The organism is Paenibacillus polymyxa, assembly GCF_018614975.1.
In the GTDB taxonomy this organism is placed as follows: Bacteria; Bacillota; Bacilli; order Paenibacillales; family Paenibacillaceae; genus Paenibacillus; species Paenibacillus polymyxa_E.
Window position 1 is genome coordinate 21,901 of record NZ_JAGGNR010000005.1, and the last position, 24,579, is coordinate 46,479.

Here is a 24,579-nt window from a genome sequence, read left to right on the forward strand (position 1 = left end):
CGCTCTATCACAGGGAGCTGAGTGATGATTGTAACAACAAGGGCAGACTGATCTGAGGATCAGTCTGCCCTTGTTTCGTCGTTCGGATTGAAGACCTATTCATTTTATTCGTTGCTAACGAGTAGATAATGCGTTGACCCAGCACCAGATTTCCCGAGACAGCCATATCCAGTGTGATTGCCACGATGGTCCCCGTAACATGGAAATCCAGAATGCCATTCTTACAGCATCGTTAGGCAGTACCATCCAGCCATGTCGGCGTGAAGCTTGGGGAATTCTGGAGAAGAGTGTGGAGCGCGGCGAATTGAAGACAGGGGTGGACGTTGGATTGTATATTGATCTGATCTATGGGACGGTGTTCTATCGCATGTTAGTGACGGGTGAAGTGATGGATGATGCCTATGTAGAGGTATTGCTTGATTCCCTGTTTGATGGTATTGGATATTTTCTTGCTGAATAAAGTCGATTTCCCCTGTATATAAGTGAAGGAAATTGCCACGATTTTTATTGACCGCTGTAAAATTTAGGTTTAAAATTGTGCATATCATATAAATTCAAATTTATGGATTTTCATTGTGGAGGTGGGATACATGGAACCTACAACTACGATACGCTCATATATTGAGGACTACATCAGGAAACAGGGGTACACCCTGCAGTATTTTGCCGATATATCGGGGGTGAACGCTGGAACGCTCAGCGCAATCATTAAGGGAACTCGCCCCATCGCGATGGCGCAGCTTGATCTCATTACCCAGGGCATGAATCTGGAAGAGGGTTATTTCTACGAGACATACGGTGCGGAGTGCTTCGTGGAATCGGCTCCTCACTGGCGAAGGCTTGAGCCATTTCTACAGCGGTGTGCAGAATTGGACAAGCTGGACTGCATCCAGCGAGTGATTCAACAGGTGACGGACGATCGCTCCTATATCTCCGAACTATTCGAGATGGCCGAAGGTATGCTGGAACGTGGACAGACGAAGGCTGCACGGATGTTGTACGAATGTGTGGCGGAGTGTGAGAAATACCAACATTCGGAACGTCTCGCATTGTGTCAGTATCGCATTTTCACCTTATCTCTCGGTCAGAATCAACATGATAACCTCCGCGCCGCCGTGCACTTCGAGCCATATATTAATCGGCTGGATGAGGAGAGGCAGCTGGATGCGATTAAGGATTTGGCGAATACGTATCTGGCTTTGAGATATTGGGAAAAGGTGTTTGATTTGGCTGAAGAATTAGACCGGAAAACCAAAATTTTGCAATCATATACAAAGAAGAAAATAGACAAAAGCGATAGACTTACCGCCTATCCTTTGTTCGTATATAGAGCTTATTCCAATTTACTTAAATCAATGGCATGTGAAAGACAGGGGCGTTATGAGGAGGCATTAGTTTACACAGAGCTCTACGCCAAACTTGCTAATGTCTCGGAACCTGATGATGAAGATCAGATTTATATTGATAAATTTGCCGGTTGGACAGAAGCAAATACTTATTTATATAAATTAATGATAGGTGATTTCAGTGTTTTACCTGCTTACGTAGAATTTATTGAACAAAATGAAGAGGAAATTCTACCTGCATTAATTAATATTTTAGAAGCAGCTAATAAGTTTGAACAAAATATTGATGAAATTTTATATAAGTTTAGCGACCGTATTAACTCTGAAATTGACCATTCAAAAGGATATACAGAACAAATAAAGAGTGAACTGTATGCTACATTTTTGCTAGAACGTTCTCTTTATCACTTGAATCGTCATGAATATCGAAAGGGTTTGAGGCAACTTATGGACTGTCTAGGGGAGTCTGTAAGATTAAATAATCAAACGGATATTATTCATTGTATTTCCTTATATGAGAAATACAAAAACATGGGTAACGCTGAAATTGAGCATCAATACAAACTTATTATGATGGAGGTTCAGAAATCTTATGAAAAAAAAGAAAATGTTCTATGTAATCTTGCTTAGCTTTATGATTATTAATTTTGGTGAAATTGGAAATTTTGATAGTGATGTAATTATACAAATATTAGCTCATCATCATGGTGGAGGCAGTTTATAACAGCCAGAGATATATTAAATTGTCAATGAGGTTTACTTTCAAGTATTGAGAGTAAGCTTTTTTTGTATTTTCATAGATTGACCAATGTAAAATACAGGATTAAAATAACATTTATTATATCTAATTGAAATATAAGTGGTTTGGATGGCGGAGGTGTGATAGTGAAATTAGTACCTACAATAAAAGTGCATATTGAGAAATATATGAGAGAACAAAATCTCAAGTTGCAACATTTCTCCGAAATTACACGAATTAATGTTGGTACATTAAGTGCCATTCTTAAAGGCAACAGGCCGATGTCTATGAACCAACTGAATCAGATTACTTCTGCAATGGAATTAGAAAAAGGTTATTTTTATGAAAGTTACGGGGTAGAATCCTTCATTGAATCTGCGCCCCACTGGAGACGTTTGGAACCATACCTATACGAGTGTGCAGAACTTGGTAAGCTGGATTGTATACAACAAGTTATCACTCATGTGACAGATGATCGATCCTATATAGAACAGTTATTCGAAGTGGCTGAAGACTTTTTTGCTAAAGGACTAAAAGAAGCAGCTCTTATTTTGTATGAATGTGTGGCAGACAGTGAGAAATATCAACACTCGGAGCGGTTGGCCTTATGCCAGTACCGTATTTTCTTGCTTCATAAAACACTGAGTAAATTTGATAATCTCAATGCGGCAGTAAGGTTTGAGCCTTTTATTGATAAGTTAAATGAAGAAGTACAACTGGATGCGATTAAAGATTTGGCCAATGTGTATGGAACAATAAATCTGTGGGATAAGGTCTTTGAGTTGGCTGAAGAACTGGAACGAAGAGTCGACTTTCAGTTTCTTCTTCAATCCAATAGACGCAAAGGAAAACCAAGAATTGCCTTTTATCCTATATTCACTTATAAAGCGTATGCTAATCTACTTAAGGCAAATGTGTCTGAAGAGCGGAAGCAGTATATACAGGCTTTGGAGTACACTGATGTTTATGTGAACGTTATGGATGAAGCAGAAAATCCAACTAAAGAAGAGAAAGAATTAATAGAAAGGTTCAAGGGGTGGGCCGAAGGGAATCGATATTTATACACTATATTATCAGGCGATTTTAAAGTTTTAAGTGCTTACCTGGATTACCTCGATGCTAATCCTAAAGAGATTTTAACAGCGTTCCCATACATCATACAGGCGGCTAATCAGTACTCATACGATATTAATTTTTCTTTAGATAGATTCCAAAATTACATCAATGAAATCAGGACTGAGAAATATTTAAAAGGAACATATAACGAGCAAGCCTTGAATTTCAGATATATACGCTTATTTTACGAACTTGCAAGATATAGATTAAACCAAAACCAGATTGGACAGGGAATAGAACATCTAATTACTAGTTTCGAACGTTCGGTCTCAAGTAATGATGACATGATGTGTATCAAATGTATAGATTTATACGGAAAATATAGAGATTGCGCCAGTAAGACCCAGGAAGAGTTGTATACAAAACTAATAGATAAATTAAGCGTACCGACTTTTCGTTCGTGAATTATCTGGGGCAGCAGGTGTCGCACTTCATATTACAATCCGTCATTTAGAAAAATATGAAGACAAGATCAAACGATTTTATTTAGATAGAGGGTGCAATTCACGAGTTATAACTCATATATATATGTTGTTTAATTATGAACTCGCAAAGTATAAATGCAGTCGACAGGATTATCAAAACGGTATAGATATAATACTTTATAACTTATCTCTTTCAACATTGAACCAAGACGATCACATGACAGTAAAATGCGTTGAATTATACGGAACTTACAGACAGCAAGCTAGTTTGTCTCAGCAAGAGACATATTCACAATTATTTAAGACAATAAATATTAAATAAAACAAACAGCCTATCTGCTTTTCCGGTAGGCTGTTTTGTGTTTTGAAAAAGGATTAGGCAGAGCGCAATGCCTTTTCTAAAGATTTGTTTTTACAATATTATGCAAAACATAATATGTTCTAAAAAGCACTTGTAGTCATGAGCGAAACTAATAGCTTACTCATATTAAATGTTTTTCTAGAATGCCCTAGAGGGGTACATGCCATGAGAGAACTAAGTATCTTGAAAGACCAAATCGAGCAAGGTCGGCAAGAGTTGAGTCGCTTGGTAGATCAATATGGAATCCCGAATGTGAAAGTGCTTGAGCAGTCTATGGCGTTGGATAAGCTAATTAATGAATATAATCAATATTCCTTTGGAATGAACCTGAAAAAGTAAATAATATGTCATTCTAACTCATCCAGCCTGGAGCTTAGATTTAGATTTAAAGATTAGCTTTTTTACTGAGCTTAAAGTGAAAAACAATACAAGACACATACCTAATTTCACACCGATATCTGAGAGGCGTTGAATGTTACCGGCGGCAAAAACATTGTATCCATTGGTGACAGACGAACTAAAATGATCCCCAAAGAACAGATAATATGATCCGAAAATGACCATATGAGAAACTGTATACAAAATAGAGAAGGCGAAGGTCATCAAAGAGATGTAGATATTTTTGCTGATAACAAACAAAATGAGTGTTTGAACAGCTAGGATCAGACCGCCAATAAGTATGAAGCTATTACGCCCTGAAAAATCATAAGCGCCGCTGAAAAATAAATTCTCAAAAAGCGTAAATGAATCGAGGCTACCAAACATATTTTTGAAAAGACCCAGATATGCCTGCAAATATCCTAATCCAAATAAAATGGGAACGGACAATAGACACCAACGATCAGTGTTTTTGCGAGTCAGCAGCAAAGCACTGATCAAGGCACATAGTGTAATGAAGGCTATAGGGAAAAGTTCGACCACACTGTTATGAACATCATAATAATGAAGAACTATTCCTATGAACAGGGAGCTTAAATACAGGATTAAGCTCATAATTATAAACTGTAGGATCAGTTTACTTGATAGACCATAAGTCTCTTGAGTCAATTTAGTTCTTAAGGTGATCGGATCGCCAAAAGATGCTATAGCTTTTGTGGTGGCTTGTTCTTCAGTACATCCCTCGTTCATATGATGCTCTTTGGACGAGTGTAAATGAGTAGACATTTCTTCGGCTAAATCGCTACGCTCTCGTCTAGATAAGAATGATCTCTTAAAAACTTGATCTAAATAGGATTGAATGTCCATTCGCCGTTCCTCCTAAGAAAATATTAATGATATGTGTATTTTGTTCCCATGAGGTTTTGATTGCTTCAAGTCGAAGTTGGCCATCATCTGTTATCCTGTAATATTTTCGTCTAGGCCCACCTTCCTGATCACCCCAGTAGCCTTCAATGTAAGTATTGGCTTCGAGCCTCTTTAATGCAGGATACAGTGTACCTTCCTTGAGCAGAAATGCTCCATCGGTTACTTGATTAATGTGTTGAGATATTTCGTAACCGTAAGCATCTCTTTTGCTCAAAATAGACAACACAATACCGTCGATATATCCCTTAATCATTTCATTTTTCAACTGATACACCACCTACTATGTAATTCTATGTAGTTTAAATTAACAGATATTTGAAGATTATTCAAGGATAATTTTCTATGATAAATTATTTCATGAAAAATCCACTCAATACCTTTACTATAAATAAAGGTGTTGAGTGGTAATAGGGATTAGTAAATTCTAATTAGTATACACATTCCCTGCACCATCGACAGATACTGGTGCCCAATTCACAATGCGAATGTGATAATCATTTCCTTTTGGAATACCAGTTAAAGAGATAGTGAAACGATCACTAGCAGCGGATGTATAATTACCGTAAACAGATGTAGCGTTACCAAAAGTTTTCCATCCAATGAAAGAATCTTGAGCTACTTGATAAGATACATCTGCATGAAAATCAGTGCTCGCATATTGCCAACCTATAATGTTTACGGCGTTACCTTGTGTCGAGAAAGAGTTAGTGGTGTAATGAGCTCTTCCGTAGTTAAATCCTGTAAAGGAATAGTAATCTACCACAGCATGTGTGCTAAATTCTGGCACATTCAGTGCTGCTACAGTGGCAGGATCATTGTCACCCAAAATCAATTTCCATTTGTCTTCAAACTCTTTTACATATAGCTCATTTTCGGATTCTATTCCAGAAACATTACCTTGAAATGTTACAACAACCGTTGAGTCATCCATTGCATGTGTATCAATGATTTTCATCGAATCAAAGTCACTTACAGAATTGTAATGCTCGTACTTAGCAATTTGTTTCTCTTTGTTTGGATATCTCATATCTATAACTAACTCTGTAGCTTCAGTAAAACTTCCTTCTGCCATAGTGTCAAAAAATTCTTGAACAGCTAGTTTAGCAGCTACTTCCGGGTTATCTGACGCATTAGCGGTAGAGGTGTTTAAACAGAGAGCACCTCCTAGAGTAATAGATAAAGACAATAAGGGAAGTAACAACTTTTTCATCATTGCATTAACAGCTCCTTTAATTGTGTATTTAGATCAAATATTCTTCACGGTTATTTAGGCTAGGACTAGATAAAAAGAGTTTAGCCCAATCTGATTGTTTGGCCTGTTTGAAGAATTGTGGGTAACACCTCCTTTGTTTGATGATAATTTTTTTTGCATAACATTCTTTTTATTATTTAAAGGAAAAAAGTTATAATAGTGTAAATTTTATCATTTAGTTAGGGGTATATTTCAATATATTTTCTTAGGTAATTACGCTTCTAATGAGAGATAAAGAAGGAAATCAATTGGAGGTTGTTTTTTTTAAAATAACTCGTGAATACTTCCGTCTGTTTACTAAAATGAGGATACATTAAAGAGGAACTTATTTCATTTGAATGTGTGGCAGGCAGGATACGGTTAAAGATTTAGAGAACCTTTATGCAACAACCATGCTTATACCCCTTCCCTTCTACTCCAAAATGAGCGACAATAATTACCAGTAAAGAGTTAACTTCTGCAACAAACTGTGCTAAACCGGAGATAATAAAAAAAGAGCAAGGATGCGCGAACATCCCTACTCTTTACAACAGCCGATTCTAAGGGCGGTGGCTGTGCATAGGTAGCTGAAATAGACCATTACCTTAGCTGGGGCGGTCTATTTCTTTTTGTTTTGATTATTTAAGGCAATGACAATAGTTACAATCAGTCCAATCACAATGAACCCTATGTAGATGAAGAGATGAGTCCGGCTGAGATCGGATTGGTTGACTGTGTATGGAATATTTAGTTTGGACAACTATCTGTCGGAGCAAGGCGTTATTTGTGTATTCTGGCAATCATACTAATGAAACTACCTTTGTAAACAATCATTTCGTTCTGCAAAGGAATATAATGTTAATTTTTTGGCAATGTATCCTAAAATATTAAAAAAAGAGGGGGTGCATGCTGTGAGTGAACCGAAACAGATCAGAGACCAAATCGAACGGAACAGGCATGAATTGAGTCGTTTGGCGGAGAATCATGGCATGCAGGACAACCAAGTCCTCCGACAGTCCATGGTACTGGACGAGCTTATTAATGAATATAATCGATATAAATATAAAAGCCATCTCAGGAACAGACAACCGATTGCATAATGCAGTCGGTTTTTCTGTCTGGTTCAGCAGATTAGTTCTATAGATTAATTCAGCGGATTTTCAATAGAAATACCTTAGTCGACTGTAGCGATACAGTCGGCTTTTTTGCGTTCACCTGAAACCAATGCGGATACCTTGAAATTCCGTACCTATTCCAGAGTTGGCAGGATAGCGAATGACCATTAAAACTGGATATGATGACCCCAGTTATATCCAGATTGATCTGTGAAGGGGGCTCATACAATGATTGGGAGAGGGAGTGATGAACGGAAATGATGGACAAGGTACACAGTTATTTCGGAAAAAACGTAAACCTGCGCACCAAGTTGCTCCTGTTGTTCCTGGCGCTGACGTTGCTGCCGCTAAGTTTGCAGGGAATGATGAACTACAAGCATTTCTCGCAGACGATGGATGCCAAGACCGAGCAGTTCACCATTGAACTGGTTCGCCAGATTAACGCGAATCTGAATCGGCTGCTGAAGGACTTTGAGCGGTTGTCGCTCTTGCCGCTTTACGATCAGATGGTGCTTGGCATTCTAGGCAAATACAATGCTCCGATGGGGTCGGGTACATGGGCGAGGTCTGAGGATTATCTGAAAATGAAGCTCTACACATCTGGTCAAGCTTATGACCGGCCCGAGATTCGGGGGATTCACCTGATCAGCAATAGCGGTATTTTATTTTCCAATCTCGATTCACTGGCGGTCAAGCCGGTATGGGACAGCAGACAGGATGACTGGTTTGCAGAGCTTGACGACTCGGAAGGGACAAGGCGCCTGCTTCCTCCGCATGTTCCCGGCTATTACACGGGCGGTCAGCAAGAATCTTACATATCGGTGGGCAGAGTGCTTCGAGATCCGGGTACGCTCCAGCGATTGGGATACATTCTGATTGACATCCGTCTGGAGGCCTTCGGCGAACTGTTATCCAATCTGAATTATGAGCAAGATGCAAGCCTGATGATTGTAGACAGCAAACAGCGTCTGCTGTTTGAACGGACCTCAATCGGAGGGATGTCTGCGTATGACCAGTTGCTAATGCATGGGAAGCTTCAAAGCTATGCAGGAAACCAAAAGGTTGTTCTGGATGGGCAGCCCTATCTCTATGTACAACATCATTCCAGTTATTCCGGGCTTTCGGTGATCAGTCTTACACCTATTGCTGTGATTCAAAAGGAGTCGGGTGAGATGCTCACCTTTACAATATGGTTCGCAGTGTTATGTATGGTGGGTATAGCGATTCTGGCGGTTCTGTTATCCTATCGTATCACCCGGCCACTGATTCAACTGAAGCACCACATGATTCGGGTAGAGCAGGGAGATTTTAGCCAGCGGGTAGCACACTTCAGCAACGATGAATTCGGACAGATGAGCCGGGGCTTTAACCGAATGATGGAAGAGATTCATCGACTGTTCAATGAGGTGTTCCTGCTGGGCATTCAAGAGCGGGAGGCAGAGTTATCAGCGTTGCAGAGCCAGATGAATCCCCATTTTATATACAACACGCTGGAGTCCATTAACATGATGGCCATTCGCCAGAAGCATGCTGAGGTGTCGGACATGGTAACGGCGCTTGGCAAGCTGCTGCGTTACACGATTGATAAGGTGGATCGGATGGTTCCCCTTGGGGAAGAACTGGCTTTTGTACAATCCTATGTACGCATTCAGCAGGTACGTTACAACGGTAAGCTGGAGGTTAACTATGACATTGAAGAAGAGATAACAGAATGTGTGATTCCGAAGCTGATACTGCAACCGCTGGTGGAAAATGCAGTCTACCATGGCATTGAAGGACAGGAAGATGGGGGAATGATCTGGATATCTGCCTTGAAATTTGACCATGAACTGCTGATTAGTGTACGAGACAACGGTAAGGGGATGACTCAGGCTGAGATTGATGAGTTAAACGAGTCCATATCGAAACAGCCTTCCAGTCAGGCATTACGTTGCCATGCTGGAGACAGCCTGGGGCTTAACAATATCGCCCAGAGGCTTCGTCTCATCTATGGAGAAGGCGGCAGCCTAAGCATTGATGGAAGTCCCGGGCAGGGACTGGTGATCACGATATCCATTCAACTTTTACCGAAAGGGGATTGAAGCGCATGTATAAAGTATTGCTTGTGGAGGATGAGACGGTCATCCGTCATGGGCTGAGGGAGCTGATAATACAAGTGTCTTCTCAGTTTCAGGTAACGGGCGAAGCGTCGAGCGGTACCGAGGCGCTGGATTTTCTGAGATGTGATGTGCCGGATGTGTTAATCACGGATATCCGCATGCGTGAAATGGACGGATTAACTTTGGTAAGCAAAGCTAGAGACATGTACCCTGAATTGCTCATACTCATCATTAGCGGCTACGGCGAGTTTCAATATGCACGCAGAGCGCTGGAGTACGGGGTGTTGAACTACCTGTTGAAGCCAATCGATCGCTATGAACTGGCATTGTGCATACAAAAGATTCAATTGCTGCTGGATCGCAGGTATGGAATTTCGACCCTTTCGATCCCGGAGCCATCTGGAAAAGCAGAACACGCTGGTGGAGATACACGGAAGATTATTCGAGATGTGAAGGAGTACATCAAGCAACATCCCGATGGAGATCTGCGACTTCAGACGATAGCAGCTCTCGTTAACTTGAACCCTACTTATTTGAGCCAGTTGTTCAAGAATGAAATAGGAATCAATTATTCCGAATATATCACTGAGGCACGTATGGAGCGGGCCAAGTGGTTGCTGATCAACACGGGTCTCAAAATCTATGATGTGGCACGGTTATCCGGGCATCAGAGTCCCAAACACTTCATGCTGGTGTTCAAGCAGCAGGTGGGATGGACTGCGGGAGAATACCGAGACCGATTCAGTATTTCTTGAAAAACCATACCATTTCTGTAGTTGACGTGATTTAAGGGGGAACGATGCTTTCGTTATACTTTGGTTGCACCTGTATACCACAACGTCCATAAGGGGGATTTCCATGAAAAAAGCAGGACTTATGTTAATGCTCTTAGTCATGATCATTGCTTCAATCGCGTGCACTAGCGCCAATTCCAGCAGTGAACCTGGCAGTGCAGGCGGGGAGAATGGAGAGGTGGAGCTGAAGTTCATGATGTGGGGGAACCAGGCACATATGGATGTATACAACAAGCTGATCAATGGCTTCACCAAGGAAAATCCAGGCATCAAAGTCACGATGGAATCCGTACCTTTCGCAGAATACCAGCAAAAGATTTCGGTGCTTGCCGCCGGAGGCTCTCTTCCCGATCTCGCCTGGGTATCGGAGCGAATGGTGCCGCAATTCAAGTCCAACCACATTCTGGCCGATGTATCCGAGTTCCAGGATGATGCACAGTTTAAGCTGGATGATTATATTCCAAGTACATTGGATTTGTTCCGTGATGGAGATCAACTGCTGGGGCTGCCTTTTTCCACACCTCCGGTTGTTATGTTTTACAACAAAACGCTGTTTGACAAAGCAGGCCTGACGGACCCTAACACCCTGGCGGCTCAAGGTCAATGGACATGGGAACAGTTCGAAGAGTCTGCGAAGGCGATTACCAGTAAGGATGCGACCAACCGAGTCTATGGCGCCAATTTTTTTCGCGACTGGAAGACTTGGGCGGTGCTATCCTCCTATTCCTGGTCCAATGGAAGCGGTCCATTCGACGAAGGCATGACAACATTCACCTGGAACGATTCCTATGGCGTACAGACCTTTGAATTGCTGGAACGCATGATGTTCACCGATGAATCACACCCGAAGGCGGGCGAACAGGTCAGCTTTGATGCGGGTAATGTGGGCATGTTCTTTGATAATTATAGCTATGTATCCAAAGCAAGAGAGATTACGGATTTTGAATGGAGTATCGCTCCTATGCCTTCCGGTTCACAAGGCAGTGTACCGATGTTGGGGCAGGCCGGATATGCCATGTTTAACGACAGCATACATCCAGAGGAAACGAAGAAGCTGTTGAAGTATTTTGCGAGTGAGCAGGGGATTCAGGCGACAGCCACCTACTTTGTGCCTCCGCGTACTTCTGTTCTGAACTCGGACGTATTCATTCTTCAGCCGAATAATCCGAGCAAAGAGCATATTGTGCAGGCCGTCATTGATGAAATGCCGAAAGCGCGCTTAATCCCCGGCCATATCCGTTGGCAGGATATCGACAATGCGGTATTGCAGGGATTGGACCGACTATTTGCCAAGACAGCGACAGCTAAGGATAACCTGAAACAAATGCAGGAAGAGATCCAAAGCGTGCTGCAACCATAAGAAGTCGATCGAAACCGGAGGTGAGAATAATGGGCAAATTCAAAGAATTACTTGAGCGGAAACCGCTGTCCCTGGTGGTCAGTCTGCCTGAGAATGAACTTGCTTTGGCTCGGGCAGCCATGGAAGAGGGTGCTGATGCACTGAAGGTGCACTATAATGTCGGTCATCGCGCCAGCGGGAATCATTTTGGCCCATTGGACAGGTATGCCGAGGTATTTCGAGCGATTCGCAGTGAATTTGGTGGTCCGCTTGGGGTCGTACCTTCCGGCAGTATAGATGGGGCACGAAGGGAGGATGTGGAGGGGCTTTCCGGGCTGGGTTTTGATTTCTATTCCATCTATGCACATCACTTGCCTACTTTCATGTTGAATGACTTGGGGCTGGACCCAACGTTTGCGATCAATGAGGAATATGATGCTTCCCTCGTTACATCGGCAGCTCACTTCGGCTTCACCGCCCTGGAGGCATCCATTGTTCCTGGAAAAGAATATGGTACACCGCTCAGCTTCGCGGATGTGCTTAAATATCGCCGTCTGGTCTTGCAAGCACAGGTTCCGGTATTGGTTCCTTCCCAGCGAAAGCTGGTGCCTGGGGATGTTCAGGTGCTGCATGATACCGGGGTCAAAGCGATTATGCTTGGAGCGGTTGTGACAGGCAACACGGAGGAACAGCTGCGAAGGGCTGTGAATGAGTTCCGCAATGCGGTGGACAGTCTGAAAAGGGGGAGGGCCTGATTGTGACCCATCCACACAAGCGCAAAAGAAGGGGGCCGCTCGCCAGAGAGGCCCAGATCGCGGGGTGGCTATTTGTATCGCCGATGGTGCTTGGGTTTACCCTGCTGCTGCTGTTTCCCATGGGTCTCGCGTTATACATGAGCCTGACCGATTGGCCGCTGCTGGGGGATCATCATTTTATTGGATTGGATAATTACCGGAATATACTGACAGACGCGATGTTCTGGAAAGTGCTTGCCAATACGGTCTATTTCACAGCGGGGCTGGTGCCGCTTAATATTGTGCTCGCTCTGCTGCTCGCGTTGCTGCTATCCAGAAATCTGCGGGGTATCGGAATTTTCCGAACCGCCATCTTTGTTCCGGTCATGACCTCGCTAATTGTGTGGGCCATCGTGTGGAAGCTGATGTATGCGACAGAGTCGGGATTGATTAATCAGCTTCTGTTGATGCTGGGCATCAAGGGCCCGGCCTGGCTTTACAATCAGGATTTGGCAATGCCAGCGGTTATCGTGACAAGTGTGCTGAAAAATGTCGGTCTGAATATGGTGCTGTTCATTGCAGCCATTCAGCAGGTACCGCGTTCACTGTACGAAGCAGCAACATTGGACGGGGCGGGCAAAAGGGGAACCTTCTTCCACGTCACGCTGCCCATGATCACGCCAACAGTGTTTTTGACAGTAGTCATGACCGTGATTGGTTCACTCAAAGTATTCGGGCAGATCTATGTGATGACACAGGGCGGGCCGAGCAACAGCACAAAGGTATTGGTTTATTATATCTGGGAAAAAGCATTCAAACTATTTCAGTTTGGCTATGCTTCTGCTCTCGCATATGTTCTGTTCTTCATCGTGCTAATTCTGACACTGCTGCAATGGCAGCTCCGAAAGAGGTGGGTATTCAATGAAGGCGATGCCTAGTCCTTCGGGGCGAAAAATAGGAAGTATTCTGGGGACGTATTTGTTGCTGACTCTGATTTCCCTCATGATGATTGTGCCATTTATCTGGATGATATCGACATCATTCAAGGAACCCCAGAGCATATTCACCTATCCACCGCAGTGGATACCGGAATCATTCCGATTTCAGAACTACATCGATGTCTTCCGATTGATTCCGTTTCACCGTTTTTATTGGAACAGTATCTACATTTCTGTGTTGGTTGTGCTGGGAACAGTATTCTTTGCTTCTCTCGCCGGTTATGCATTCGCCAAAATTCCGTTTAAGGGACGTAATGTGGTATTTCTCATCCTGCTAAGTGCGATGATGATTCCCCATGAGGTGACGGCGATTCCGATGTTTCTATTCATGCGGCAGCTGGGGTGGATTGACACTCATCTCCCGCTGATTTTACTGCCGATCTTTGGCGCGGGCGGTGTGTTTGGCATCTTTGTGATGCGGCAGTTCTTCATCACGGTGCCTACCGAGCTGGAGGAAGCGGCGATGATGGACGGATGCAATCGCTTCCGAATATATGCACGAATTATGCTGCCCATTGCCAAGCCCGGAATGGCTACTTTGACGATCTTCACGTTTGTGACGATCTGGAATGAGTTTTTTGATCCGTTGATCTTCATTAACTCGCGTGATCTAATGACACTTCCTCTTGGATTATCCCTGTTTACAGATGAAGTGGGTACAGCCTGGCAATATCTGATGAGCGCTACCGTCATGGCTACCTTGCCACTGTTAATTGTCTTTTTCCTGGCACAACGGCGCTTCATTGAGGGAGTTGCCATGACGGGACTTAAAGAGTAAGCCATGGCAATAGTATCGGAAGGAGGGGGAACATTTGCGTGAACGGATGAGCATGAAAAAGGAAAAGGCGGATGTCGTTATTGTGGGAGGGGGCCCTGCGGGTATAACAGCAGCCATTGCGGCTGGACGACAGGGTATACGAACAGTGCTGGTGGAGCGATACGGATTCGTTGGCGGGATGTCAACTGCCGCTATGGTATATCCCTGGATGACTTTCCACACAGAGCGAGGTGAGCAGGTCATTAAAGGTATTGCGCAGGAGATTGTGGATCGATTGCAGGCACGTGGCGGCTCTCCGGGGCATCTGCGCGATACAGTCGGATTTGTGCATACCGTCACGCCGTACCATCCAGCCATCTTTCAGGTGGTTGCGGCAGAGATGTTAGAGGAGGCAGGTGTCCGGCTGTTATTGCACAGCTTCGTGGATGAAGTGGTTGTTGTAGATGATCGGGTGGAAGCGGTGCGAGTGACAAGCAAGTCTGGAAGAAAGGAGTTTCAGGCGAACGTATTCGTGGATTCAAGCGGGGATGCGGATCTGGCTTATCTTGCGGGTGCTTCTGTGGCAAAGGGACGAGACAGCGACCATCAGTCACAGCCGATGACCATGAAATTCCGCATGCGTGGTGTGGATCTTGGACGAGTGAAACAATACATGCAGGAGCACCCGGAGGATTTTTATGCCAAGACCCCTTTTGAAGAGCTGGACAGCATCCCGTTAACCGGGGTGAGTGGCTTCTATTCCCAGTGGAAAAACGCAGGTGTGCCGATTAATCGCGACCAGGTGTTGTTTTTTACCGGACCGGCTGACGATGAAGTGCTGATTAATTGTACCCGGGTGCAGGGACTCGATGCGACGGATGTCGAGGATCTGACCTCTGCTGAACAGGAAGGGCGGAAGCAGGTGCTGATGATTGCTGAGTTTTTGCAGCGTGATGTGCCTGGATTCGAACGGGCTTCCATCTCGGCAGTAGCGCCGCAGATTGGTATTCGTGAATCCAGACGGATCATTGGACATTATGCGTTGACACAAGCGGATGTAGTTGCAGGACGAAAGTTCGACGATGTGATCGCTAGAAGCGGTTATCCGATAGATATTCATGACCCTTCGGGTCAAGGTGTTGTGGCTGCCTTTATAGAGGGAGACGGAGCATATGATATTCCATATCGCTGTCTGATCGCTCACAATATCCGCAATCTGCTGGCGGCAGGACGCTGCATCTCCACCACACATGAGGCACATGCAACAACAAGGCTGACTCCAAGCTGTATGGCTACCGGGGAGGCGGCGGGAACAGCGGCTGCACTAATAGTGAAGATGAAGCTTGATTCGGTGGGACTGCCGATCGCGCTGTTACAGGCGGAATTACGTCGCAACGGAGCGGCGATCTAGCGGATGAGCTGATGGTTGGCTAAATAAGCTTCCCACGGTGGATAGCTCGTGATATTTATTTTATGGGCATAATTGCAGCTCCAAAGACTCCAATTCACTGCATGGGTGGGTTTGGAGTCTTTGGGCGCTCTCATTCTTTTCATCCATGGGTTCTTTACTTCATATCTAGACCTTCGCATCTAATCAATCACGAGATCTCGGTTCCGTCATGCTCCTTCATGTTTCGTATTATTTCATGCCTTATTCTCCGCGCTTCATTCATTCAATTCATGCGTGCCTCAAGTCGTCTTGCAACAATGGACAGCGCGTAGTTGATGACAAAATACAATACGGCTGCGAGCAGCAGGGCCGGGATAATATAATCGAAACTTTGGCCGCCGAGGATCTGCACGTTGTGCATCAGCTCTGGCAGGGAGATGATAATCGCCAGTGAAGTGTCCTTCAGGAGTGAGATGAACTGGCTTACCATGGGCGGGGACATGCGGCGTAGCGCCTGTGGCATGATGATGCCACCGAGGGTCTGCATGTAACTCAGGCCCGAGGAGCGGGCAGCTTCCACCTGACCGCGCTCAACGGATTTTAGACCGCTACGGACGATCTCGGCAATCATCGCGCCTTCAAACAGACTCAGTCCAACGACCGTGGACCAGAAGACGGACATTTTAATCCCGAGCTGCGGAAGTACCATGTGGATGAAGAAAATGATGAGCAGCAGCGGCAGATTCCGGATCGTATCCACGATCACTGCCGCGATCTGTGACAGAACAGGGATACGGGTAAACCGGATCGTACCCAGCACAGTGCCAAGCACAAAGCTTAATATAATGGATAGCCCTGCTACCTGCAGGGTAATCAGGAATCCTTGAAGCAGAAAACGAAGGTTGGGCCACGCATAGGCCCCGCTAAAGTCCATATTTTATTAGCCTCCTTCTGTATGCAGGAATGGAATATTGAAGATCAATAGATGGGGCATGGACTGTCAGACGATCCAGTACTCATTCAAACCACATGGACAAGCCGATATATCTCCCTAAAATCTGCGCAGGTACAAGTTAATCTGTTACATGGTGACCTGACCTGCCGGTTTGTTCTTTTTCGGTTTACCCTTGGTGCTGCGCGCCTCTGCATCGCTCTGTCCAAACCTGCGCTCCATATAATGCACCAGGAAGCTAAGTGGTAGTGTCATTACCAGATAGAACAGCGCAACAATGGTGTACACACTTAGCGGTTGGAACGTATCGGAGTTAACCAGGTCGGCAAAATACATAAGATCCATGCCGGCGACGACGGCAAGAATGGATGAGTTTTTGACCAAATTGATAAACTGGTTGCCGATGGACGGCAGTACAATCTTGATGGCCTGGGGCAGAATAATCAGGTTCATGGCCTGTACATAGGACAAGCCGGAGGATCTTGCTGCTTCCAGTTGTCCACGCGGCACCGTCTGAATGCCCGCTCGGATCGCTTCGGCAATGAAAGCGGCGGTGTAGATGGTCAGACCCAGCGTACCGGAGACAAATCCATCCAGCGAGATACCTAGTGCAGGCAGTCCAAGATAGAAGAAAAACACAACTAACAGCAATGGGATGTTTCGGATAAATTCCACAAAAGCCGTGCCGATCCAGTTCAGCGGTTTCACAGGGGATATCCGAAAGATAGCCAGGATCGCGCCAAGGATAAAGCTGCCAATGAGAGCCATAATGCTCACTTGAATCGTATTCAGGAACCCTTCCAGAAAACGATCCGAGTGTCGCATTAGTACGCTGAAATCCAATGTGCCCATATAGGCGAAGCCTCCGTTCTCCAGATGTAGAAACGGCGATTACATCTGCTCATGCTTCGCATCCAGCAGATGAATTCGCCGCTTACCTATCTTAATTCGGGTTACTCGGGCTTCGCGCCCAGCCATTTCTCATGTAAAGTGTCATATTCCCCGCTGTCTTTCATGCTTTTGAGAAGCGTGTTGACTTCCTCCACGAAGGCAGTGTCGCCTTTGCGAATGGCCATACCATAAGGTTCGCTTGTGAAATTGCCACCAACCAATTGGAAGCTATTATCCGTCTGTTGCATGCCGATGAGGATGATGTTATCTGTGGTTAGCGCTTCGCCTTTACCTGCTTTGAGAGCAGTGAATGCATCCTGATAGTTATCGAATTCAAGCACCTCAGCATCCGGGGCTTTCTCGCGAATGTTCTGAGCGGATGTGGAGCCTTTCACCGCGAGCACTTTCACACCACTGAGGCTTTCCAGGCCGGTAATCGCACTGTCGTTTTTCACCAGCAGGGATTGGCCTGCTTCAAAATAAACATCACTGAAATCTACCTGTTCCTTACGCTCATCCGTAATTGTCATTGTGGCGATGATGATATCGATGTCTCCATTTTGCAGCATGGGAATGCGCGTCTTGGAGGTGACCTCTTTCAGTTCGACCTTTGTCTCATCTCCAAGGATCTGCTTGGCGAGTGCCTTGGCGATATCAATATCAAATCCTTCAACGTTGCCACTTGCGGGATCTTTCAATCCAAACAGCTTCGTATCGTATTTCACACCGGCAATGAGCTTGCCACGTTCCTTAATCTGCTCGATTGTTCCTTTGGCTTCAGCATCCCCACCAGAACCGCCACTACTGCTACTCTCCTCGGCTGTACTACAACCTGACAATACAAGCGAGAGAATGAGGACAAGCATAAATGATGGCCATTTCAATAATTTCTTCATGAATAAAGACCCCTTTCAAAATGGAATATTGGATTATTCTCAATGATGAATCAGACGGCTCAGGAATTGCTGTGCTCGTTCTTCTCTGGGGTTGTCAAAAAATTCAGCGGCGTTGGCCTCTTCTACAATTCGGCCTTCGTCCATGAAGATGACCCGGTCTGCAACTTCGCGGGCGAATCCCATCTCATGAGTAACAACGACCATAGTCATGCCATTATGGGCAAGGGAGCGCATAACATCGAGGACTTCCCCGATCATCTCGGGATCAAGTGCAGAGGTAGGTTCGTCAAAAAGCATGATTTTGGGCTCCATGGCGAGTCCTCTGGCGATAGCTACCCGTTGTTGCTGGCCACCGGACAACTGGGAGGGATAACTGTCTGCTTTGTCGGCAATGCCCACCCGGGTCAGATACTTCATTGCTGTTGCGGCTGCCTGTTCTTTGGGTTGTTTGCGCACCTTCATGGGTGCAAGGGTAATGTTATCAATGACTTTTTTGTGAGGATAAAGATTGAAGTGTTGAAATACCATGCCGATGTCACGGCGGAAGAGGTTAATGTCCACCTTTTTCTGATGTAGAGGAATCCCACTGACGACAAGTTCACCTTCGGTAATAGTCTCCAGGCGGTTCATACAGCGGAGTAATGTGCTTTTGCCGGAGCCGGAAGGTCCGATAATGACGACGACCTCTCCTTCTTCAATGTGAAGATGGATATCCTTGAGGACATGAAAATGACCGAAATGCTTCTGGACACCTCTAAATTCAATCAAGAGTACACCCCCATCCTTTCTGCAACGTCTGTGTGTAAAAGGAATAATAAGGAAAAAATTGAAACTAGTTATTTAATCATACATAGTCATCCTGCTTATGGCAATTGGTTTGTGATAAAACATGACATAAGTAATGGGTTCTCTAGGGCTATAGTCAGAAGATATGTTATATATCTGTCATGTTATTAAATGTCTTGTGACGAATCCTGACAGAAAAATGAATCTATTCTCCTGGTTGTTTTCCAACCTTTGGAATAGTTGTATATAGTATACTGAAAGTGATGTTTGATTTATGACTTTGAATTAACAAAACAAATAGCATCAAGTTCCACGTGTACATGGCAAGAAAGCTCAACCCTACACGTCATGCCATTGATAAGATGGAACGAGAGAGCGTCCGTTTGAACGTAAGTAAGGAGAGTATAAGCGATATGTATTGACTGACCCCATAACAATTCCATTACATGTAGAGAGGATGATTCTGCACGATGAATACATATCACTCCCCAATGTCGACAGGAGCAAGTGCTCAGTCCGATGTTCGAGCTTATGAAGCCGATTTGCCGGTCATTCCTGCTCAGGATTTTCAGCTTACAGACTATGGAGCTGTTGGAGACGGCGTAACAGATAATACGGAGATGTTCCGACTTGCCATCGCTTCATGTGCTGAAGCAGGAGGTGGCAGAATCGTAATTCCTGCTGGAGTATGGCTCACTGGTCCGATTATAATGCGCAGCAGTATCGAGCTACATGTGGAAGCAGGGGCACTGGTTACGTTTAGCCGAAATTTTGATCAATACCCATTAATTGTATCAAGCTTCGAAGGCTGGCAGGTGGTACGTTGCCAATCCCCGATCGATGGTGATCAACTGGAGGATATTGCGATTACTGGTGAGGGGATATGGGATGGGGGCGGGGAGGCATGGCGTCCGGTGAAACGCTCCAAAATGACCACTTCAGAGTGGAACCGATTGGTCGCTTCTGGTGGTGTTGTAGAGCAATCCAGCGAAGATGAAGAAATCTGGTGGCCTACCACAGCTGCACTTGAAGGTGGTACCATTGCGAATCGATTGCATCAGGAGCAGGTACGTGATGTGGCATCCTATGAAGAAGTCAAAGACTTTTTGCGCCCCAACATGGTCAGTTTACGGAGATGCAAACGGGTATTGCTGGACGGTCCAACGTTCCAGAACTCGCCTGCATGGAATCTTCATCCCTGGGCTTCTGAGCATGTAACCATTCGTAACGTGAGTGTGCGGAATCCGTGGTTCTCACAAAATGGAGATGGGCTGGACATTGAATCCTGCCGTCATGTGGTGGTGGAGAAGAGTGTGTTCGATGTCGGTGATGATGCGATCTGTCTGAAATCAGGCAAGGATGCCGAAGGCCGTGAACTGGGTCTTCCATCGGAGTACATCACCATTCGGGATTGCACCGTGTATCACGGTCACGGCGGGTTTGTCATTGGCAGTGAGATGTCCGGTGGTGTGCGGCATGTGCGAGTATCGGATTGTACGTTTATCGGTACGGACATTGGACTTCGCTTCAAAAGCGCACGTGGGCGCGGCGGGGTGGTTGAGGATATTCAGATTGAGCGCATCTATATGAAAGATATCATTATGGAAGCCATCTCGTTTTCCTTTTTCTATGCAAATCAGGAAGGGTCTGCCCGGGGCAGTGATCTGTCTCAGGAGATTAGTGAAGACACGCCGGTGTTCCGGGATATTCGAATATCGGATGTGGTCTGTGCCGGTGCCGACACTGCGTTGCTTGTGAGTGGATTACCGGAACAGCCTTTGGACGGGGTGATCATCCAGCGTTACAACGTACAAGCTCGCAGTGGTATCCAATGTGCTCATGCGAAACATCTGCATATCGCTGAATTGCAGGCGCAGATTACCGAAGGCCCGCTGGTTCATTTGCACCAGTGCAAAGGGGCAGAATTAGAGAGCATTCAGGGCAAAGGTGCAGATGGCCGACTTCTGATGGTGACCGGACACGAGTCCGCAGGCATTGTATGTCGTGAAGGCGATGCAGACACAGACGGTCGTCAGATCTCTGTGGGTCCCGAGGTACGAAGTGGCGTGATCATTCGCAGGTAAAATGTATGTAATAGGGTTTATACAAGTGGGTCCAATTCAGCCGCAGTGGCGTAGCCATAGATCCAGAACGTGATGCCTTTTGATATAAGGAATACGTAATCTCTGGAGCAAGGCTACCCACTCGGCTTCAATATGATGTTGTCTTATGATCTACCGGTATTCCTTGCGATAGCGCAAAGGCGTTGTACCGGTGACCTGTTTGAATGTTTTGTTAAAATGAGCTGTATGCTCAAATCCTACCTTCTCTGCGATCATCTGGACACGCTCTTGTGTGGACAGCAATCTTCGCTGTGCCTCTCGGACCCGGACAACACGCAAATATTCGCTAAACCGAAACCCGGTAAATCGGCTGAACATTCGGCTCAGATAGGAGGGACTGATATAAAAACGATTGGCTGCACCCTCCAGCGTAAGTGGTTCGGTATAGTTGTTATTCACATAAGTGACGATTTCACTGATTTTGTCCTGCATCGGATGCAGAGGACCAGGGCATGACTGCCGGATAAACTCCTCCACCCGATGAATACGGATCAACAGTTGGGCAAGCAGACTTCTGACCGCGATCTCATAGTGAGGACGGCGTTCTTTGCATTCTTGCAGCATCTGCCACAATATACGCTCCATCTCGGGCTGTTCTTCTTCAGGCAGGCGAAGGAGCCTTGAACAATTAAAAGGCAGCAGACCACATATGCCAAGTTCCATCCCCGTTGCAAAAGCGGGCGAAAAACCGATTAAAATTCGTTCGAATCCAGGAATGCTTCCTTTGGAAGTGGTATGTACATCATGTGGATTAATCAGAATGAAATCACCCTTGCGGGCGGACAGAATCTGACCATTCATGGAATACACTCGTTCACCTTCAAGTAAGTAATACAGTTCATAGAATGGATGAGCGTGAGGCTGTGGCATACCGTTCCCATCATGTCTTCGCATATGTTCAATGGTAAATGAATGTTCACCGATTCGATATTTGGGTCCAATCCGATCCTCTATGAGACTCATGGTACAGCTCCCCTCTGCTTCACGGATTAACAACGATATCCATATCATAACGGAACATCCATCTTTTTGTAAACGCTATCATTGGAAAATGTGTGCTGTCAAGGTGACAAAACTTGATTGATGTTTTAGAGTAGGGAGAGAGAGGCGAAACTCTGGTTAAGGAGTGTCTCCAATATGATTTGGAAGGAAGGAAACAGGTTATGACGACACATGAATTATCGCCATTGGTTGCTGCGCTTAATATGCAGCCTCACGTTGAAGGCGGTTGGTATAAGGAAGAATGGAAGGCATCCTATCAGATTCCACAATCCGTTCTGCCGGATACATACTCCGGCCCACGATTCTCGGCAAGTTCCACGTATTTCCTGCTGCACGCACATGAAATCTCCGAGTGGCATACGGTTCTGTCCGATGAACTTTGGCTGTGGCACAGCGGCAGTCCGGTTGAACTGAAGCTCGGCGGCAACGGGGAGAACCCGGAGAACGAGGAAGTTCTTGTTCTGGGGATGGATATTGCTGCGGGGCAATCACCACAGGTGCTCGTTCCTGCCGGCGTATGGCAGACAGCGCGCCCGCTGGGCGATGAGCCTGTACTGGTAACTTGCGTAGTCGCGCCAGGTTTCCACTTTGATGATTTCAAGCTGGTATCCAAAAGCGAATAGGGTTTGATATGTGAAAATCCCGATTGGAGATGCTCAGGGCATCCGAATCGGGATTTTTTTGGATTGAGCGTATTAAGTATGCTAAGGTTTATGCCCAGTTCGGGGATGTAGGATTCCCTTTTGGACCAGCATCACTTTTGGTGATGACGAATCACTTCGGGTTCTCGTTACTCATCCAGCTGTCCACATAAAACTCCTCATGATAATCCGGTTGCTGAGCGAGTTCTTTGAGCTTCTGTTCAGCTTCTTCAGCGGTAGGATATTCTCCAATAACTGCTGTAAACTCACCAGTGGACGTTTTGAGGAAAGAGATGTCCTCATCCGGATAGGATTCTTTAATTATACCCATCGATTCTCCAAAAGGCATTGATCCTGTGCGGAGAGAGTATACCTTCCGAGGTGTGACCGGTTTGCCGTCGGAAGTCAGTTTCACTTCCAGGTATCCAGGGTTCTTGAATTCCGTTACGACATACTGTACCCCTTCTTTTAAAACAACTACGAATCCGACGGAAGAGTCGTCTAAAATCATGGAACCATAAACATCTTTCACTAAAGGCTGGGTCATGAAGTCGGCTTTGACTTTCTCTATATCCATGTAACGTGCACCGCTAAAAGTGAAGAGAATACGATTCGGTGCTTCTTTGTGTACCACATTATAATGGGGTGCATCATTAGTCTGATCTTGCTCGTCGGTGCTAAAATTGATTTTAAGCGTATTTTCGGTTGCTTCCGATCCCACAGTTACTCCATCGGTAATCTTGCCGCCATCGCCGAATTGAAGTACCTGAACAATAGATCCGACCACAGGTATTTTGACCATGGCATTTGCCACAGTAGGAATGTTGACGATGAAAAGAAAAGCAGCACATGCCGCCAGAGCAGAGGTATAGCGAATGATGCGGGATGAGCTTTTGCGAGTGGCAGCCTTTTGCTGGGCACGACGAATAACATCTGAAAGTTGAGCTGGAATTTCAATATTTTCGTATTGTTCTTTACCTGTCATAGATCTCCAACCTCTCCTTCGATTAAATCCATTTTTAATTTGTTGATAATCCGGTAGAATTTTGACTTAACGGTATTCTCCGAGAGGGAGAGCACTTCAGCGATCTCCCGGAAACGCATATTACCAAAGAACTTTAATATAATATAGGCTCTATCTTCGGGCACGAGTCGATCCAGTGCATCATACAGATCCATTTTCACTTCCACGGATGCCCCTCGCTCTGGAGCCACAAACTCCTGCGCATGATCCTCCATATAGGTCACTCGCTGGTTGCGTCGAATATGATCTATCGCTGTGTTAATCACAATTCGTGACATCCAGGAATCAAAATAAGTCATGGACTCCATCTTTCCATAAGCGATGAACCCTTTATAGACCGCTTCGGATACGATATCCAGCGCTTCTTGTTCATTTTTAACATAGCAGTATGCCAGTCGATATAATTTATTTTGAATCTCTGTTATTTTTTCGCTGAACTGTTCTTCTTTTGTCTTTCTATGGTTCAGTCTAATCACTCCTGATCCCCCCTGATAAACCTAAATATTCAAGTCACC

The 24,579-nt window shown here is 45.2% G+C and carries 25 protein-coding genes; 14 read left to right on the forward strand and 11 right to left on the reverse strand.

Annotation, left to right across the window (positions count from 1 at the left end; all coding sequences use genetic code 11):
* Positions 1 to 7: 7 nt before the first annotated feature.
* On the reverse strand, positions 8 to 184 hold the full coding sequence (locus tag J7E78_RS01615) for a hypothetical protein (protein ID WP_215074789.1): 177 nt from the start codon (positions 182 to 184) through the stop codon (positions 8 to 10).
* A gap of 15 nt (positions 185 to 199) precedes the next feature.
* On the opposite strand from J7E78_RS01615, the gene J7E78_RS01620 reads away from it, so the two are divergent.
* From J7E78_RS01620 to J7E78_RS01635, 4 genes are all read left to right on the forward strand, one after another.
* Positions 200 to 460, forward strand: a complete 261-nt coding sequence (locus tag J7E78_RS01620) for a TetR-like C-terminal domain-containing protein (RefSeq protein WP_215074629.1) — start codon at positions 200 to 202, stop codon at positions 458 to 460.
* 130 nt (positions 461 to 590) lie between these two features.
* Positions 591 to 1,976, forward strand: a complete 1,386-nt coding sequence (locus J7E78_RS01625; RefSeq protein WP_215074630.1) for a helix-turn-helix domain-containing protein — start codon at positions 591 to 593, stop codon at positions 1,974 to 1,976.
* Positions 1,977 to 2,231: 255 nt separating this feature from the next.
* Positions 2,232 to 3,605 (forward strand): helix-turn-helix transcriptional regulator, encoded by a 1,374-nt coding sequence (locus J7E78_RS01630; protein ID WP_215074631.1) that lies wholly within the window; start codon positions 2,232 to 2,234, stop codon positions 3,603 to 3,605.
* Between the two features lie 547 nt (positions 3,606 to 4,152).
* On the forward strand, positions 4,153 to 4,326 hold the full coding sequence (locus J7E78_RS01635) for an aspartyl-phosphate phosphatase Spo0E family protein (RefSeq protein ID WP_215074632.1): 174 nt from the start codon (positions 4,153 to 4,155) through the stop codon (positions 4,324 to 4,326).
* 18 nt (positions 4,327 to 4,344) lie between these two features.
* Here J7E78_RS01635 and J7E78_RS01640 read toward each other — a convergent pair whose 3' ends face one another.
* The 3 genes from J7E78_RS01640 to J7E78_RS01650 all read right to left on the reverse strand — a co-directional run bounded on the left by J7E78_RS01640 (position 4,345) and on the right by J7E78_RS01650 (position 6,505).
* Entirely contained in the window at positions 4,345 to 5,232 is an 888-nt protein-coding gene (locus tag J7E78_RS01640) for a permease prefix domain 1-containing protein (protein ID WP_215074633.1), read from the reverse strand.
* Positions 5,198 to 5,566, reverse strand: a complete 369-nt coding sequence (locus J7E78_RS01645) for a PadR family transcriptional regulator (protein ID WP_311516905.1) — start codon at positions 5,564 to 5,566, stop codon at positions 5,198 to 5,200. Before J7E78_RS01645 ends, J7E78_RS01640 begins: the two co-directional genes overlap by 35 nt.
* Positions 5,567 to 5,716: 150 nt before the next feature.
* Positions 5,717 to 6,505 (reverse strand): nuclear transport factor 2 family protein, encoded by a 789-nt coding sequence (locus J7E78_RS01650; protein WP_215074635.1) that lies wholly within the window; start codon positions 6,503 to 6,505, stop codon positions 5,717 to 5,719.
* Between the two features lie 929 nt (positions 6,506 to 7,434).
* Between J7E78_RS01650 and J7E78_RS29645 the strand changes: the two genes are divergently transcribed.
* The 8 genes from J7E78_RS29645 (at position 7,435) to J7E78_RS01690 (ending at position 15,770) form a co-directional block, all read left to right on the forward strand.
* Positions 7,435 to 7,623, forward strand: coding sequence for an aspartyl-phosphate phosphatase Spo0E family protein (locus J7E78_RS29645; protein WP_311516903.1), 189 nt, complete (start codon positions 7,435 to 7,437; stop codon positions 7,621 to 7,623).
* Between the two features lie 272 nt (positions 7,624 to 7,895).
* A complete protein-coding gene (locus J7E78_RS01660; protein WP_215074636.1) occupies positions 7,896 to 9,719 on the forward strand; it encodes a sensor histidine kinase in 1,824 nt (607 codons plus the stop codon).
* A gap of 5 nt (positions 9,720 to 9,724) precedes the next feature.
* Entirely contained in the window at positions 9,725 to 10,492 is a 768-nt protein-coding gene (locus J7E78_RS01665; protein ID WP_215074637.1) for a response regulator transcription factor, read from the forward strand.
* 103 nt (positions 10,493 to 10,595) lie between these two features.
* Positions 10,596 to 11,891, forward strand: a complete 1,296-nt coding sequence (locus J7E78_RS01670) for an ABC transporter substrate-binding protein (RefSeq protein ID WP_215074638.1) — start codon at positions 10,596 to 10,598, stop codon at positions 11,889 to 11,891.
* A gap of 29 nt (positions 11,892 to 11,920) precedes the next feature.
* Entirely contained in the window at positions 11,921 to 12,625 is a 705-nt protein-coding gene (locus J7E78_RS01675) for a beta/alpha barrel domain-containing protein (RefSeq protein ID WP_215074639.1), read from the forward strand.
* A 2-nt stretch (positions 12,626 to 12,627) separates the two neighbouring features.
* The gene (locus J7E78_RS01680) at positions 12,628 to 13,542 is read left to right on the forward strand and encodes a carbohydrate ABC transporter permease (protein ID WP_215074640.1); all 915 of its coding nucleotides are present in this window, start codon (positions 12,628 to 12,630) and stop codon (positions 13,540 to 13,542) included.
* The gene (locus J7E78_RS01685; protein WP_215074641.1) at positions 13,526 to 14,380 is read left to right on the forward strand and encodes a carbohydrate ABC transporter permease; all 855 of its coding nucleotides are present in this window, start codon (positions 13,526 to 13,528) and stop codon (positions 14,378 to 14,380) included. Before J7E78_RS01680 ends, J7E78_RS01685 begins: the two co-directional genes overlap by 17 nt.
* Before the next feature lie 52 nt (positions 14,381 to 14,432).
* A complete protein-coding gene (locus J7E78_RS01690) occupies positions 14,433 to 15,770 on the forward strand; it encodes an FAD-dependent oxidoreductase (RefSeq protein ID WP_215074781.1) in 1,338 nt (445 codons plus the stop codon).
* 262 nt (positions 15,771 to 16,032) lie between these two features.
* Here J7E78_RS01690 and J7E78_RS01695 read toward each other — a convergent pair whose 3' ends face one another.
* From J7E78_RS01695 to J7E78_RS01710, 4 genes are all read right to left on the reverse strand, one after another.
* The gene (locus J7E78_RS01695) at positions 16,033 to 16,683 is read right to left on the reverse strand and encodes an amino acid ABC transporter permease (RefSeq protein WP_215074642.1); all 651 of its coding nucleotides are present in this window, start codon (positions 16,681 to 16,683) and stop codon (positions 16,033 to 16,035) included.
* A 147-nt stretch (positions 16,684 to 16,830) separates the two neighbouring features.
* Complete coding sequence (locus J7E78_RS01700; RefSeq protein WP_215074643.1) at positions 16,831 to 17,553, reverse strand: amino acid ABC transporter permease; 723 nt, start codon at positions 17,551 to 17,553, stop codon at positions 16,831 to 16,833.
* Positions 17,554 to 17,654: 101 nt separating this feature from the next.
* Complete coding sequence (locus J7E78_RS01705; protein ID WP_215074644.1) at positions 17,655 to 18,488, reverse strand: transporter substrate-binding domain-containing protein; 834 nt, start codon at positions 18,486 to 18,488, stop codon at positions 17,655 to 17,657.
* Between the two features lie 39 nt (positions 18,489 to 18,527).
* The gene (locus J7E78_RS01710; RefSeq protein ID WP_215074645.1) at positions 18,528 to 19,256 is read right to left on the reverse strand and encodes an amino acid ABC transporter ATP-binding protein; all 729 of its coding nucleotides are present in this window, start codon (positions 19,254 to 19,256) and stop codon (positions 18,528 to 18,530) included.
* A 488-nt stretch (positions 19,257 to 19,744) separates the two neighbouring features.
* On the opposite strand from J7E78_RS01710, the gene J7E78_RS01715 reads away from it, so the two are divergent.
* Complete coding sequence (locus J7E78_RS01715) at positions 19,745 to 21,358, forward strand: glycoside hydrolase family 28 protein (RefSeq protein WP_215074646.1); 1,614 nt, start codon at positions 19,745 to 19,747, stop codon at positions 21,356 to 21,358.
* A 150-nt stretch (positions 21,359 to 21,508) separates the two neighbouring features.
* On the opposite strand, the gene J7E78_RS01720 is transcribed toward J7E78_RS01715, so the two are convergent.
* The gene (locus J7E78_RS01720; protein ID WP_215074647.1) at positions 21,509 to 22,360 is read right to left on the reverse strand and encodes a helix-turn-helix transcriptional regulator; all 852 of its coding nucleotides are present in this window, start codon (positions 22,358 to 22,360) and stop codon (positions 21,509 to 21,511) included.
* Positions 22,361 to 22,560: 200 nt separating this feature from the next.
* Here J7E78_RS01720 and J7E78_RS01725 point away from each other — a divergent pair, with 200 nt between their 5' ends.
* A complete protein-coding gene (locus J7E78_RS01725) occupies positions 22,561 to 23,022 on the forward strand; it encodes a cupin domain-containing protein (protein ID WP_017691032.1) in 462 nt (153 codons plus the stop codon).
* Positions 23,023 to 23,173: 151 nt separating this feature from the next.
* On the opposite strand, the gene J7E78_RS01730 is transcribed toward J7E78_RS01725, so the two are convergent.
* Both J7E78_RS01730 and J7E78_RS01735 read right to left on the reverse strand, forming a co-directional pair.
* Positions 23,174 to 24,025 carry a hypothetical protein gene (locus J7E78_RS01730; RefSeq protein WP_215074648.1) on the reverse strand — a complete coding sequence of 284 codons (852 nt, stop codon included), beginning with the start codon at positions 24,023 to 24,025 and terminating at the stop codon, positions 23,174 to 23,176.
* Complete coding sequence (locus J7E78_RS01735; protein WP_215074649.1) at positions 24,022 to 24,540, reverse strand: sigma-70 family RNA polymerase sigma factor; 519 nt, start codon at positions 24,538 to 24,540, stop codon at positions 24,022 to 24,024. The genes J7E78_RS01730 and J7E78_RS01735 overlap by 4 nt, the downstream gene beginning before the upstream one ends.
* Positions 24,541 to 24,579: the final 39 nt, after the last annotated feature.